The sequence below is a fragment of the Achromobacter sp. NCFB-sbj8-Ac1-l genome, from assembly GCF_052695805.1.
The window spans coordinates 5,460,044-5,472,048 of sequence record NZ_CP199812.1 but is presented as its reverse complement, the minus strand read 5'-3'; the positions used below and the strand labels follow the sequence as shown (position 1 = coordinate 5,472,048).

General features: G+C 65.7%; 12 protein-coding genes. 8 read left to right on the top strand and 4 right to left on the bottom strand.

The features are described from left to right. Positions 1-68: 68 nt before the first annotated feature. Positions 69-416, bottom strand: coding sequence for an antibiotic biosynthesis monooxygenase (locus tag ACUDP5_RS25135; protein WP_445657493.1), 348 nt, complete (start codon positions 414-416; stop codon positions 69-71). A 210-nt stretch (positions 417-626) separates the two neighbouring features. On the opposite strand from ACUDP5_RS25135, the gene ACUDP5_RS25130 reads away from it, so the two are divergent. After that, positions 627-1,037, top strand: a complete 411-nt coding sequence (locus ACUDP5_RS25130) for a VOC family protein (protein WP_263909806.1) — start codon at positions 627-629, stop codon at positions 1,035-1,037. Between the two features lie 99 nt (positions 1,038-1,136). Here ACUDP5_RS25130 and ACUDP5_RS25125 read toward each other — a convergent pair whose 3' ends face one another. Both ACUDP5_RS25125 and ACUDP5_RS25120 read right to left on the bottom strand, forming a co-directional pair. Next, positions 1,137-3,017, bottom strand: a complete 1,881-nt coding sequence (locus ACUDP5_RS25125) for a TRAP transporter large permease (RefSeq protein ID WP_445657492.1) — start codon at positions 3,015-3,017, stop codon at positions 1,137-1,139. Between the two features lie 8 nt (positions 3,018-3,025). After that, positions 3,026-4,039: a TRAP transporter substrate-binding protein gene (locus ACUDP5_RS25120; protein ID WP_263909810.1), complete on the bottom strand. Its 1,014-nt coding sequence runs from the start codon at positions 4,037-4,039 to the stop codon at positions 3,026-3,028. A gap of 262 nt (positions 4,040-4,301) precedes the next feature. Between ACUDP5_RS25120 and ACUDP5_RS25115 the strand changes: the two genes are divergently transcribed. The 6 genes from ACUDP5_RS25115 (at position 4,302) to ACUDP5_RS25090 (ending at position 9,884) form a co-directional block, all read left to right on the top strand. Beyond that, complete coding sequence (locus ACUDP5_RS25115; protein ID WP_263909812.1) at positions 4,302-5,129, top strand: IclR family transcriptional regulator; 828 nt, start codon at positions 4,302-4,304, stop codon at positions 5,127-5,129. 44 nt (positions 5,130-5,173) lie between these two features. Further along, entirely contained in the window at positions 5,174-6,346 is a 1,173-nt protein-coding gene (locus ACUDP5_RS25110) for an acetyl-CoA acetyltransferase (protein WP_445657491.1), read from the top strand. Between the two features lie 86 nt (positions 6,347-6,432). Then, positions 6,433-8,010: an acyl-CoA synthetase gene (locus tag ACUDP5_RS25105; RefSeq protein ID WP_445659212.1), complete on the top strand. Its 1,578-nt coding sequence runs from the start codon at positions 6,433-6,435 to the stop codon at positions 8,008-8,010. 87 nt (positions 8,011-8,097) lie between these two features. Next, positions 8,098-8,862, top strand: a complete 765-nt coding sequence (locus ACUDP5_RS25100; RefSeq protein ID WP_263909815.1) for an SDR family NAD(P)-dependent oxidoreductase — start codon at positions 8,098-8,100, stop codon at positions 8,860-8,862. A 55-nt stretch (positions 8,863-8,917) separates the two neighbouring features. After that, the gene (locus tag ACUDP5_RS25095) at positions 8,918-9,499 is read left to right on the top strand and encodes a DNA-binding protein (protein ID WP_263909816.1); all 582 of its coding nucleotides are present in this window, start codon (positions 8,918-8,920) and stop codon (positions 9,497-9,499) included. Continuing rightward, on the top strand, positions 9,486-9,884 hold the full coding sequence (locus ACUDP5_RS25090; RefSeq protein WP_263909817.1) for a PPC domain-containing DNA-binding protein: 399 nt from the start codon (positions 9,486-9,488) through the stop codon (positions 9,882-9,884). Before ACUDP5_RS25095 ends, ACUDP5_RS25090 begins: the two co-directional genes overlap by 14 nt. A 16-nt stretch (positions 9,885-9,900) precedes the next feature. On the opposite strand, the gene ACUDP5_RS25085 is transcribed toward ACUDP5_RS25090, so the two are convergent. Further along, positions 9,901-10,653: a sulfite exporter TauE/SafE family protein gene (locus ACUDP5_RS25085; protein ID WP_263909818.1), complete on the bottom strand. Its 753-nt coding sequence runs from the start codon at positions 10,651-10,653 to the stop codon at positions 9,901-9,903. 367 nt (positions 10,654-11,020) lie between these two features. On the opposite strand from ACUDP5_RS25085, the gene ACUDP5_RS25080 reads away from it, so the two are divergent. After that, positions 11,021-11,995: a methyltransferase gene (locus ACUDP5_RS25080; protein WP_445657490.1), complete on the top strand. Its 975-nt coding sequence runs from the start codon at positions 11,021-11,023 to the stop codon at positions 11,993-11,995. The last annotated feature ends 10 nt before the right edge of the window (positions 11,996-12,005 follow it).

Sequence of the window (12,005 nt, the reverse complement as noted above, 5' to 3'; positions counted from 1 at the left end):
GTGGTTGAGGGCGAGGCGCACCGTCACGGCCTGGTGAGCGTGCCTTCGATGCGGGCGGCAGGGCGGGGCTACGTCATCGCCGGCAGCACCAGGTCGTCGACCCGGTAAGTGTGGAACTCGCTGGTGGACACCTCATCGAGCTTGCGGAATTTGTCCAGAAACACCGGATCGGAAAAGAACTCGTCCACCTGGTTTTCGCCGGCAATGGCTTCGATGTTGACCACTGTCTTGCCGTCGGTGCTCTTGGCCAGGTTGCTCCACAGAAATCCGGCCTTGGTTCGAGCCACGTAATGCACCACATCCTGGATGGCGGCAAAGGCGTCTTCCTGCTTGCCCGGATGGGCATGAATGACGTTGACGATGAAGACGGTAGGCTTGGCGCCGGCGGCGAAGGCGGCGGCGTGTACGGATGTCATGGGCAGGCTCCTTGGGCAGTGATCAGGGAGGGCAGTTTGCCAGCCTGGAATCCACGAAAAAAGGTGTTGGCGGGCGTGACTTTGCGGACACGAGCATCCGGAATCGCGCGATGGCGCCGAATGCGTGGCGCACAATGGGGTAACTTCCCCCGAACGCATGTCGACGGACGGCGTGTCGGGAATTCAACGTCAGATTGAGGATGCAAAATCATGTTCAGCCATGTCACGGTCGGCGTCAGCGACCTGAGCCGCGCGTCGGACTTCTACGATGCGATTCTTGAGCCGCTCGGCCTGCGCCAGCGGCCCGTTACGCCGGACGGCGGGCCAGGCGCGCGCTGCTGGATCGTTCCTGGCGCGGCATTGCCGCGCTTTTATGCCTATTCGCCGTTCAATCGGCTGCCGCCTAGCGCAGGAAACGGCAGCATGGTGGCGTTTCTGGCGCCAGACGAGGATGCCGTCAGAAGCTCCCACGCCGCCGGTCTGGCCGCCGGCGGCGCGGACGAGGGCGCGCCGGCGCTTCGGCCGCATTATGGCGACGGCTACTACGGCGCGTACCTGCGTGATCCCGACGGCAACAAGATCCATATCGTTTATCGCGGAGATCTCACCGGCGACCGATGAGCGAGCCTGGTCAGGTCGGCCTGGCCATCAGCCGCGTGGGCAGCGGCAGCGGTTCGTGGCGTGGCGGTCTCGTCGAGCCGCCATCCGCCGCCGGCCTCATCACTTCAAGAACCCCGTGGAAATCCACGGCACTGCGGCCACGATCACGATTCCGACCGCAATCGAACAAAGATAGCCCGCGATAGGCCGGATGCCGGATTCGGGGGCGACCCGGCCAATTGCGCATGCCGCGTAGTAGCCGACGCCGAAGGGGGGCGCGAAAAGGCCGATGCCCATGGACAGGATGACGACCATCGCGTAGTGCACTTCGTGGATGCCCATCTGGTGCGCGATCGGAAACAGCAGCGGGCCGAACAGCACGATGGCCGGAATGCCCTCCAGCACGCTGCCCAGCACGACGAAGGCGACGATGGACACGGCCATGAAGGTGGTCGCGCCGCCGGGCAGTCCTCCCATGACGCCGGCCAGTTGCGTCGAGAATCCTGATTGGGTCAACGCCCAGGCCATGCTGGTGGCGGTGCCGATGATGAGCAGGATGGCGCCGGACAGGCAGGCCGTGTCGACCAGCATCGGCAGCAGGCGCCTGGGGTCGAAGCAGCGGTAGATCAGCAGCCCCACCAGCGTGGCGTAGACGATGCCGATGGTGGAGACCTCGGTCGCGGTGGCGATCCCTTCGACCACGGCGGCGCGGATCACGAAGGGCAGCGCCAGCGCGGGCAGGGCCACCAGCAGTGCGTGGCCGATCTGGCGGCCGGTGGCTTTGCGGACGTTGCTGAGGTCTTCGCGGCGATTGCGCCACCAGACGACGAGACAGAGCATCACGCCCAGCACCAGGCCCGGCAACAGGCCGCCGGTGAACAGCGCCGTGATCGACACGCCCGTGACCGAACCTATGGTGATCAGCACCAGGCTGGGCGGCACGGTTTCGGTCTGTGCGCCCGTGGCAGAAAGCAGTGCGACCAGATCGCCTTCGTTGGCGCCGCGCTTGCGCATTTCCGGAAACAGCACGGGTGCCACCGCCGCCATGTCGGCCGCCTTGGCGCCGGATATGCCGGACACCACATACATGGCGCCGATCAGCACGTAGGACAGGCCGCCGCGCACGTGGCCCAGCAAACTTGCCAGAAAGGCCACCATGCGTTGCGCCATGCCTGTCATTTCGATCAGCACGCCCAGGAAGACGAACAGCGGCACGGCCAACAGGATCAGGTGGGACATGCCTTCATCCATGCGGCCCACCACGACCATCATGGGCAGGTCGGTGGTCAGCGACAGGTATCCGAAGGTGGCCAGGCCGAAGGCAAAGGCAATCGGCACGCCGGCGAACACGGTGGCGGCGACCACGCCGACGAAGAAGATCAGCAGGTTCAAATTGCCCAGGCCGACCAGCACCGGCTGCAGCGCGGCCATGGCGGCCACCACGCCGCCCACCAGCACTATTGCCAGCCCGGTGGTGCGCCACTGCGCTTTTTCAACGAGGCGCAGCAATGCAATCAGCAGCATCAGCGCGCAGCCCACGGGCAGTGCCGCCGCTCGCCAGGCGTTGGGGATTTCCATGGCGGCGGACGTGACGTAGCGCTCTTCCGAGGCGTATTCAAAGCCGGGGCCTTGCAGCATCAGCAGGAATGCCAGCGCGGCGGCGATGGAGACCATGTCCAGCACTGCCCGGGTGGAGGGCGATGCCTTGTTGACCAGCGCAGCCATGCGCATGTGCTCGCCGCGGCGGAACGCGACCACCGCGCCCAGCATGGCCAGCCACAGGAACAGGATGGAGGCCAGTTCGTCGGACCAGACCAGCGGCGTGTGCAGCACATAGCGCGCCACGATGCCCGAGAACAGAATGACGATCTCGGCGACCACCAGGATGGCCGCCGGGATTTCGACCAGGTGCCCCAGCGCACGGTCCAGGGCGGCGGCCCAAGGCCGGCTGACCGCCGCGGGCGCCCCGGCGTCGGCCAGCACGTCCCCGGCGTGGGTCATTGCCACTCTCATGACAGGCTCCCGACGGATTGCTCCAGCAGGCCCCAGGCCTTTTCGCCGTACTTTTCTTTCCAGCCGCTATAGAAGCCGGCCTTGCGCAGTGCTGCGCGGATGGGCTCGGGTTCCGGCGTATTGAACGCCAGGCCTTGTTCCGCCAGTTTGGTCTGCAGCTGGTTGTTCAGCGCCAGCACGTCGGCGCGCTCGGCCATGCCGGCCGCGTTGATGTGCCTGGCGACGACTTCACGGATGTCGGCGGGCAGCTTTTCCCAGGCGCGGCGGTTGCCCAGGAACCAGAAGCCATCCCACATGTGGTTGGTCATCGAGCAGTACTTCTGCACTTCGTAGATCTTGGCGGTCTGGATGATGGCCAGGGGATTTTCCTGGGCGTCCACCACGCGGGTCTGTAGCGCGGAATAGGTTTCGTTGAAGTTGATGCTGGCGGGCGAGGAACCCAGGGCCTTGAACATCGATGTCCAGAGCGGGCTGACGGGCACGCGGATTTTCAGGTCGCGGAAGTCGTCCGGGCCCTTGATGGCACGGTTGCTGGTCGTAATCTGCCTGAAGCCGTTGTCCCAGATGTGGTCCATGACGAACAGGCCCTTGCCGTTGATTTCCTTGCGGATGTGCGCGCCCAGGTCGCCGTCCATGGCCTTCCAGACACTGGTGTAGTCGGGAAAGGCAAAGCCCACGCCGCTGATGGAGGCGGTGGGCACCAGCGTGGACAGGATCAGGCCGGACAGCGTGAAGAACTCGACCGCGCCGGCCCGCAGCTGGCTGAGCGTATCGGTATCGGACCCCAGCTGGCTGCTGGGGAAGACCGCCAGTTCGAAGCGGCCGCCCGTGTCGCGCGCGATGTTCTGCGCGGCCTCGTTGGCGCGCAGGTTCATCGGGTGGGTCGGGGGGAGGTTGTTTGCGTATTTGTAGCGGAATTCCGGCGCGGCCAATACCTTGTGAAAGGGCGCCAGCGCCAAGAGCGCGCCGCCTCCTGCGGCGCTCATGAGTTTGCGTCGAGTCGTGTTCATGCTGTCTCCTTGGTTATGAGATCCGGCCGCCATCGAGGGCGGCCGGATAAAGCGCCGATGCCGGCTTCTTGCTTTATCTTTGCATGAGGTCCAATATATGGACCTGTGTACTACCCTTGGAATTATTTAATCATATTGATTCTCTAGCGTAAATCAATAAAATAGGCTCAAGATGAAAAATCAGACTAAGAATATTGGTCCATCAAGTGGACCATCGAATGCAGCGGGTGGCGAGTCCGACACCGGGCTCCAGGGAGACGACGTGCTGGAAAGCTCTGCGCCGGTCGGCGGCGCGCAGGCCATTTCGCGTGCCATGCAGGTGCTGCGCGGCGTGTCGCGCACGCGGGGCGACGGCGCGGGGCTGCTGGCGCTGACGCGCGACACCGGCATGAGCAAACCGACCGTGCATCGCATCCTGGCAGCCCTGGCGGCCGAAGGCATGGTCGAGCAGGATCCCGCCAGCCGGCGCTATTTCCTGGGGCCGGAATGCCATGTGCTGGGCCATGTCGCCAGCGAGCGATTCGGTATCAACCGGCTGGCCGCGCCGGTGGTGGCACGCATCGCGCACGAATGCGGTGATTCCGCCTTCTTTTCCCTGCGCCGCGATGTGTTCGCGGTGTGCGTGCTGCGCGAAGACGGCGACTACCCCTTGAAGACCCACGTGCTGCTGCCGGGCGATCGGCACCCGCTGGGCATCGGTGCGGGCAGTCTTGCCATCCTGGCCGCATTGCCGGACGACGAGGTGGAATCCTCGCTGCAAGCCAACGCCGCGCTCATTGCGCGCCGTTATCCGCATTACTCGGTGCCGCTGATCCGCACCCTGGTCGATGAAGTGCGCGAACAGGGCTATTCCGTGAACCGTGGCCTGGTGGTGCCGGGTTCGTGGGGCATCGGCGTGCCGCTGCGCGACGAGCAAGGCCACGTGCTTGGCGCATTGAGCATTGCGGCGGTGGAAGCGCGCATGGATGAAGAAAGGCAGTTCCAGTTGGCCAAGCTGTTGTCGCGCGAGGCCAAACGCCTGCTCGCGCAGGCCAGTTCCGGGGGGAAGGGGGCGCGACCGCGTCCACCGTCCCCCAAGCCCAAGTCCTGAGTCCGCCAGACGCGGGCAAGGGGCTGCACCCTGAGGAGACAGCAATGAGCAAGCGTGCCGTGATTGCGGGATGGTCGCACATCCCCTTCGGCAAACTCGATGATCCGGACACGGAAAGCCTGATGGCAAGGGTGTCCGGCGCAGCCCTGGATCATGCGGGCGTGGCGGCCGACGCCGTGGACGGCATCTACGTCGGCGTCATGAACAGCGGGTTTCAGAAGCAGGATTTTCAAGGGGCGCTGGTGGCGCTGGCGCATCCGGAATTGGCGCACGTGCCGGCCATGCGCCTGGAGAACGCATGCGCAACGGGCTCGGCCGCCATTTATGCCGCCATGGATTTCATCGAGTCCGGACGCGGCCGGATCGCGTTGGTGGTCGGCGCGGAAAAAATGACCGCGCGTCCCAACGCCGAGATCGGCGACATTCTGCTGAACGCCAGCTACCGCAAGGAAGAGGCGGATATCGCAGGCGGCTTCGCGGGCGTGTTCGGCCGCATCGCGTCGGCGTATTTCGAACGCTACGGCGATCAAAGCGAAACGCTGGCACGGATCGCGGCCAAGAATCACAAGAATGGCGTGGACAATCCCTATGCCCAGATCCGCAAGGACCTGGGCTTTGAATTCTGCAATACCGTCAGCGACAAAAACCCCTATGTCGCCGCCCCGCTGCGGCGTACGGACTGCTCGCTGGTCTCGGATGGCGCCGCCGCCCTGGTCTTGGCCGACGCGGACCTGATGCCCGATCTGAGGCGTGCCGTGGCGTTCCGGGCCCGGCGCCAGGTGAACGACATCCTGCCCTTGAGCCGCCGCGACCCGATCGCCTTCGAGGGCGCCGCCAGGGCCTGGCGCCAGGCGCTGGCCGATGCCGGGCTGGACCTGGACGACCTGAGCCTGGTCGAAACGCATGATTGCTTCACGGTCGCCGAGCTGATCGAATACGAGGCGATGGGCCTGACCCCGCGCGGGCAAGGCTACAAGGCGCTCAAGGAGGGCTGGGTCGAAAAGGGCGGCCGGCTGCCCGTGAACCCCTCGGGTGGGCTGAAGGCCAAGGGGCATCCCGTGGGTGCGACCGGCGTGTCCATGCATGTGATGGCGTGCCTGCAGCTGACGGGGGCGGCGCAAGGCATGCAGATTCCCGGCGCTGCGCTGGCCGGTGTGTTCAACATGGGAGGCGCGGCCGTGGCCAACTACGTCAGCATCCTGGAGCGCGCCAAATGAATGCCCCGCATCCCGCCCTTTCCCCCGGGCTTGGCCAGCCGCCCACCGCGCCGCCGGGAGGGGTTGCGCCGGTCTCGCGGCGGGTAATGAACCTGGCCCACTTCCTGGTGCAGGCGGCGCGCCGCCATCCCTTGCAGCCGGCCCTGATCAGCGGCGACAGCCGCTGCAGCTGGCGCGAACTCGATGAGCGGACGGCGGCCTTGGCGCAGGCGCTTGCAGACCATGGCATAGGCAAGGGTGACCGCGTGCTGGTGCACTCTCGCAATTGCTTCGAGTTCGTCGAAACGCTGTTTGCCACCCTGCGGCTGGGCGCGGTGTGGGTGCCGACCAATTTCCGGATTTCGCCGGACGAAGCCGTGTACCTGGCCCGGACGTCGGGCGCCAAGGCCTTCCTGTGCCATGGCGACTATCCCGGGCATGCCGCGGCGGTGGCGGACGCCATGCCGCAGTTGTCGCTATTGGCGCGGCTGGGGCCGGGCGATTTCCCCGCGCGGGACGTGGCCGACCTGATCAAGGCGCGCCTGGGCGCGACGCCGGTTTGCGCCGACGTGGAGCACGATGACCCCTGCTGGTTCTTCTTCACTTCCGGTACCACCGGACACCCCAAGGCGGCGGTGCTGACGCATGGGCAGATGGCCTTCGTCATTACGAACCACCTGTGCGACCTGATGCCTGGCACCACCGAGCGCGACGTGAGCCTGGTGGTGGCGCCCCTGTCGCACGGCGCTGGCATCCATTTCCTGACCCAGGTGGCGCGGGCTGCCTGCACCGTGCTGCCCGCCGGCACGCGTTTCGATGCCGACGAGATCTGGCAGCTGGTCGAGCGGCACGGCGTGACCAATATGTTCACCGTGCCCACCATCGTGAAGATGCTGGTCGAACATCCTTCCGTGGACACCTGGGACCACCGCAGCCTGCGGTACGTGGTCTACGCCGGCGCACCGATGTATCGCGTGGACCAGAAGCGCGCGCTGGAAAAGCTGGGTCCGGTGCTGGTGCAGTACTTCGGCCTGGGCGAGGTCACCGGCAACATCACCGTGCTGCCGCCGGTTTTGCACGACGCGACGGATGGCCCGGGGGCGCGCGTCGGCACCTGCGGCTACGAGCGCACCGGCATGCAGATCAGCATCCAGGACGATATGGGCCGGCCATTGGCGGCCGGCGAAACGGGTGAGATCTGCGTGTGCGGCCCGGCGGTGTTCGCGGGGTATTACGCCAACCCGCAAGCCAATGCGAAGGCGTTTCGCAATGGCTGGTTCCGCACCGGGGACCTGGGCTGCATGGATGAGGAAGGGTTTCTCTACATCACCGGCCGGCAGTCGGATATGTACATCTCGGGCGGCTCGAACATCTACCCGCGGGAGGTCGAGGAAAAGGTGCTGGCGCATCCTGCGGTCGCCGAAACCGCGGTGCTGGGCGTGCCGGATCCGACCTGGGGAGAAGTCGGTGTGATGGTGTGCGTGCTGCGCGCGGGCCATGCGCTGAGCGCGGAAGAATTGATGGAATGGATGGCGCCTCGCATGGCGCGGTACAAGCTGCCGCGCCAGATCTTCTTCTGGGATGCCTTGCCGCGTTCGGGCTACGGCAAGATCACCAAGAAGCTGGTGCGCGATGCCCTCTATGAACGCGGCTGCCTGGCCGAGGCCACCGAAGCCGCGCGCTAGTCAGGCTGACCGGCAGCGCAGGCTGCCGCGCAATGCGCAGCACAACGGCTGCACAACAACGACATCAATGAACGAGGAGGCTGGATCATGGAGATGATGCAAGAGGCAATCCTGGTGACGGGCGGCGCGTCCGGCATCGGGCTGGCGGTCGCGCGCGGCCTGCTGGACGCCGGGCGATGCGTGCTGGTGGCGGATGTGTCCCAGGAGCGGCTGGACGATATGCGTGACCTGGCGCCGGCCGATCAGCTGGGCCGCGTGCTGATGGATGTATCGGACGAGGCGCAGGTGGTGGACGCGCTGGCGCGGCTGGAACTGGATTTCGGGCCGATATCGGGCCTGGTCAATTCCGCCGGCATCGGGCGCGATCTTCCGTTCCTGGACACCGACACCGCCTTGCTGCGGCGCATCCTGGAAGTGAATCTGATCGGTTCTTTCGTGGTGGCGCGAGAGGCCGCGCGGCGGATGCGGGAACGGCGGCGCGGGTCCATCGTCAATATCGCGTCGGTGTCCGGCATACGCGGCAATGCGGGGCGCGCCGCCTACGGCGCATCCAAGGGGGCCGTGGTGACCTTGACCCGCGTGATGGCGGTCGAGCTGGCGGCCTATGGCATTCGGGTCAACGCCGTGGCGCCCGGCCCGATCGAAACGCCGCTGGTCGGGCAGATGCACACCGCCGAAGCCCGCCAGGCCTGGCAGCAGGTAGTGCCCCAGCACCGGTATGCCGCGCCTGAAGAACTCAACGGCACCATCGGGTGGTTGCTTGATGAGTCCAAGTCCAGCTATGTTACCGGGCAGATTATCTGCGTGGATGGAGGGTTCACGGCCGCAGGCATGCTGCCCGCCATGCACTGAGTTTGTCATTGCCCAGGTTCCACTTATTGCGCCACAAGCGCACGGAGTCCAGACCATGCGATACACCACCGTGGATCGTTCGTTGCGGGGAATACAAGCACTGCCCCGTCCCAGAACGCTGATACACCCGGGGGCGTTCAACCCGGTACGCATTCATAGCCGCTCGGCCGGACACGGCCGCCATATCCGCCTGTCGTTGCGCCCCGGCGCCAGCCTGTTTGACGCCATGGTCGATGCATTGGCCACCGCCGGTGTTGCCAACGCCTCGATGACCATATTGGGTGGCGCCTTCCGGCACATCGACTACTGCACGGCGCCGCCCGATCCCCAGCATCGGATGGTGGTGGCCTACACCGCGCCCATTCCCGCCGGGCCGGCCTACCTGATTTTTGGCAATGCCACGCTGGGCAAGACCGATGCCGGCGCGCCCCTTGTCCACTGCCATGCCGCCTTTTGCCGCGATGGCCATGCGCCGCTGGGAGGGCACATCATTCCCCAGACGAGCATCGTCGGGGATCGTCCCGTGCCGGTGCTCGTGACCTCGCTGGAGGGATTCGAGCTGCGCGCCACCTACGACGCGGAAACCAATCTACGGCTGTTGCAGCCCCAAGGAGGCGGCCAACATGAACTCGCCTGAAATCGAAAGCGGCAGCATGGGCCGCGTTGCCTATGCGCGGATCGGTCCGAACGAGGACCTGATCCAGGGCGTGGAAAAACTCTGCCTGGCCGAGGGCTTTCGCAACGCGTTCGTGCGCGGGGCGTTGGGTAGCCTGGTGGATGCCTGCCTCTACACCCGCGAAGGCGGATATCGCCACATCGCGGGCCCGGCGGTAGAGATCGTCAGCCTCGCCGGGGAAGTGCGCGCGCAGCCGGATGGGTCCTTGACGGCGTCGCTGTCAGGGGTGGTGGCGGACCCGGAGGGCCAGGTGCATGGCGGCCCCTTCGTGCCTGGCGCCAACCCGATCTGCATGACGTTCGAGGTCACGCTCGAGGAATGGCTGCCGGCGCCGAGCGGCGGCTAAGGATGGCGCGGGGCGTTCAGAACCAATACTTCGCCGCATAGATCACGGTCATGACGGCGCCGGTGACGATGACGAACGCCCGGATGGCCGACGCGGGCAGGACGCGGATCAAGTGGCCGCCCAGGTAGCCGCCTGCCAGCGCGCCGGCCAGCATGAACAGGGTGGCCGGCCAATGCACCGAGCCCTGCACGATAAAGATGACGATCGCCGCGGCGGTGACAAACGTCGCCAGCAGGTTCTTCAGCGACTTGATGGCGCGCAGGTTGCCGGGATCCGTGATGGAAATCACCGCGGTCAGGATCACGCCCAGCCCGGCGCCAAAGAAGCCCCCGTAGATGGAGGCCAGCGCGATCGGCAGCACGCCGCGTGCGGGGCCGTCCTGCGCCTGTTCGCCGCGCCGGCGCGCGCTCCAGGCCTGCACTTGCGGGGCGAAGGCAAATAGCAGGGTGGCAAACGCGATCAGGGCCGGCACCGGCAGGATGAAATAGGCGGGGGGAATGGCAAGCAGGATGCATGCGCCCAGCGCGCCGCCCGCGGTGGTGGCGGCCGAGAGCAGCCAGAAGCGCCGGTCGGGGGCGGGCAGGTTTTCACGGTCGGCCAGCGCCGCCAGGATGTGGCCGGGCGATATGGCCACCGCGCTGGAGGCATTGGCGATGACGGGTGGCAGGCCCGCCGCCACCATCGCGGGAAAGGTAATCAGCGTGGCGCCGCCCGCCAGCGCGTTGATGACGCCGCCCAGCGCACCCGCGCCGGCCAGCAGTGCCGCCATGCTCCATTCCATGCCTGCACCTTTCAGGTTAAACAGTGTTTTGGTCCATATAGCGGACCTATATATATCGTGTGAAATTTATTATTGCCTATTTTGCCGGCAGGTATAGAATTCTCGAAAATAAAAGAATAAATAGAGGTTCATAATATGGACCTTCATAGAGACTCCGGCGACATCCTTTAGCCGCCACCGCAAGATCGCTGTCAACTCCCAGGATGGCGCATGCGGCCGGATCACCCTCGGCTTTGCGTGCCACGTCCTGATCGCTGGTTTCCAACCCCGTCCAGGGGTTGTTGCGTGTTCACCTGTTTGGCCCGTCGGGCCATCACTGCTGAATCAGGAGGGAATCTCGATGGATGTGAGCTTCATGGCGTTTTCCCGTTTGGCGTTCGGGCATTGGGAGGGGCAACCCTTGTATGCCCTGGCCGATCTGGGCATTGCCCAACGCTTGTCCGAACCCCGCACGTGCGCCGAGCTGGCTCGGGAACTGGGTTGCGAATCCGAGCCGCTGGAGCGCTTGCTGGACTGCGCCGTGGCGCAAAAACTGCTGATCTGCGAGGGCGGACGCTACGCCAACACCGATCTCAGCGCGCGTTTTCTCACCGAAGACAGCCCCGAATCGCTGTTGTGCTGGATCCGGGTCATGGATCGCTGGAAGCGGCCCTGGATGCAACTGGCCGAAGCCGTGCGGCGGGGCGAGGCGGTAGACAACCAATCGAAGTGGCTGGGCGAAGATCCGCAGTTCATGCGGGACTTCATCCTGGGCATGCATCAGTTTGCGTCCCGTTCGGGGCCCGCGTTCGCAGAGGCCTTGAAAGACGTGCCCATTCGCCGCCTGGTGGACGTGGGTGGGGGCGCCGGCACGTATTCCCTGGCCTTGTGCGCGGCGCGGCCCGAGGTCACCGCAAGGGTCCTGGATCTGGCGCCGGTGGTCGAGATCACGCGTGAAACCGCGCGGGCGGCCGGCCTGGCGGACCGCGTCAGCGCCCAGGTGGCCGACTATCGCCAAGACGGTTTTGGCGAGGAGGCCGACGCGCTGCTCTTTTCAAACGTGCTGCATCAAGAGAGTGCGCAGGTCTGTCGATCGATGCTGCATCGTGCGTGGCAGGCGCTGCGCCCAGGCGGGACCTTGCTGGTGCAAGGCTACTTCCTTGCCGAGGACCGGCGTGCGCCGCAGTTCACCACCTTGCACAACCTGTCCGCGCTGGCGCTGTGGGACGGCGGGCGCAGTTGGACAGTGGGCGACATGCAGGCGCAGATCGCGGCTGCCGGCTTTGAGCGCCAAGCCGTGCTGCGCCAGGAGAGCAGCGGTTTCTGCCTGCTGTCGGCCGTCAAGGTCTGACGCGATATCC

Bases quoted from the DNA above. Each gene is read 5' to 3' on its own strand.
- ACUDP5_RS25135 (WP_445657493.1), bottom strand. From the start codon at position 416: ATGACATCCGTACACGCCGCCGCCTTCGCCGCCGGCGCCAAGCCTACC.
- ACUDP5_RS25130 (WP_263909806.1), top strand. From the start codon at position 627: ATGTTCAGCCATGTCACGGTCGGCGTCAGCGACCTGAGCCGCGCGTCG.
- ACUDP5_RS25125 (WP_445657492.1), bottom strand. From the start codon at position 3,017: ATGACCCACGCCGGGGACGTGCTGGCCGACGCCGGGGCGCCCGCGGCG.
- ACUDP5_RS25120 (WP_263909810.1), bottom strand. From the start codon at position 4,039: ATGAACACGACTCGACGCAAACTCATGAGCGCCGCAGGAGGCGGCGCG.
- ACUDP5_RS25110 (WP_445657491.1), top strand. From the start codon at position 5,174: ATGAGCAAGCGTGCCGTGATTGCGGGATGGTCGCACATCCCCTTCGGC.
- ACUDP5_RS25105 (WP_445659212.1), top strand. From the start codon at position 6,433: ATGAACCTGGCCCACTTCCTGGTGCAGGCGGCGCGCCGCCATCCCTTG.
- ACUDP5_RS25100 (WP_263909815.1), top strand. From the start codon at position 8,098: ATGGAGATGATGCAAGAGGCAATCCTGGTGACGGGCGGCGCGTCCGGC.
- ACUDP5_RS25095 (WP_263909816.1), top strand. From the start codon at position 8,918: ATGCGATACACCACCGTGGATCGTTCGTTGCGGGGAATACAAGCACTG.
- ACUDP5_RS25090 (WP_263909817.1), top strand. From the start codon at position 9,486: ATGAACTCGCCTGAAATCGAAAGCGGCAGCATGGGCCGCGTTGCCTAT.
- ACUDP5_RS25085 (WP_263909818.1), bottom strand. From the start codon at position 10,653: ATGGCGGCACTGCTGGCCGGCGCGGGTGCGCTGGGCGGCGTCATCAAC.
- ACUDP5_RS25080 (WP_445657490.1), top strand. From the start codon at position 11,021: ATGGCGTTTTCCCGTTTGGCGTTCGGGCATTGGGAGGGGCAACCCTTG.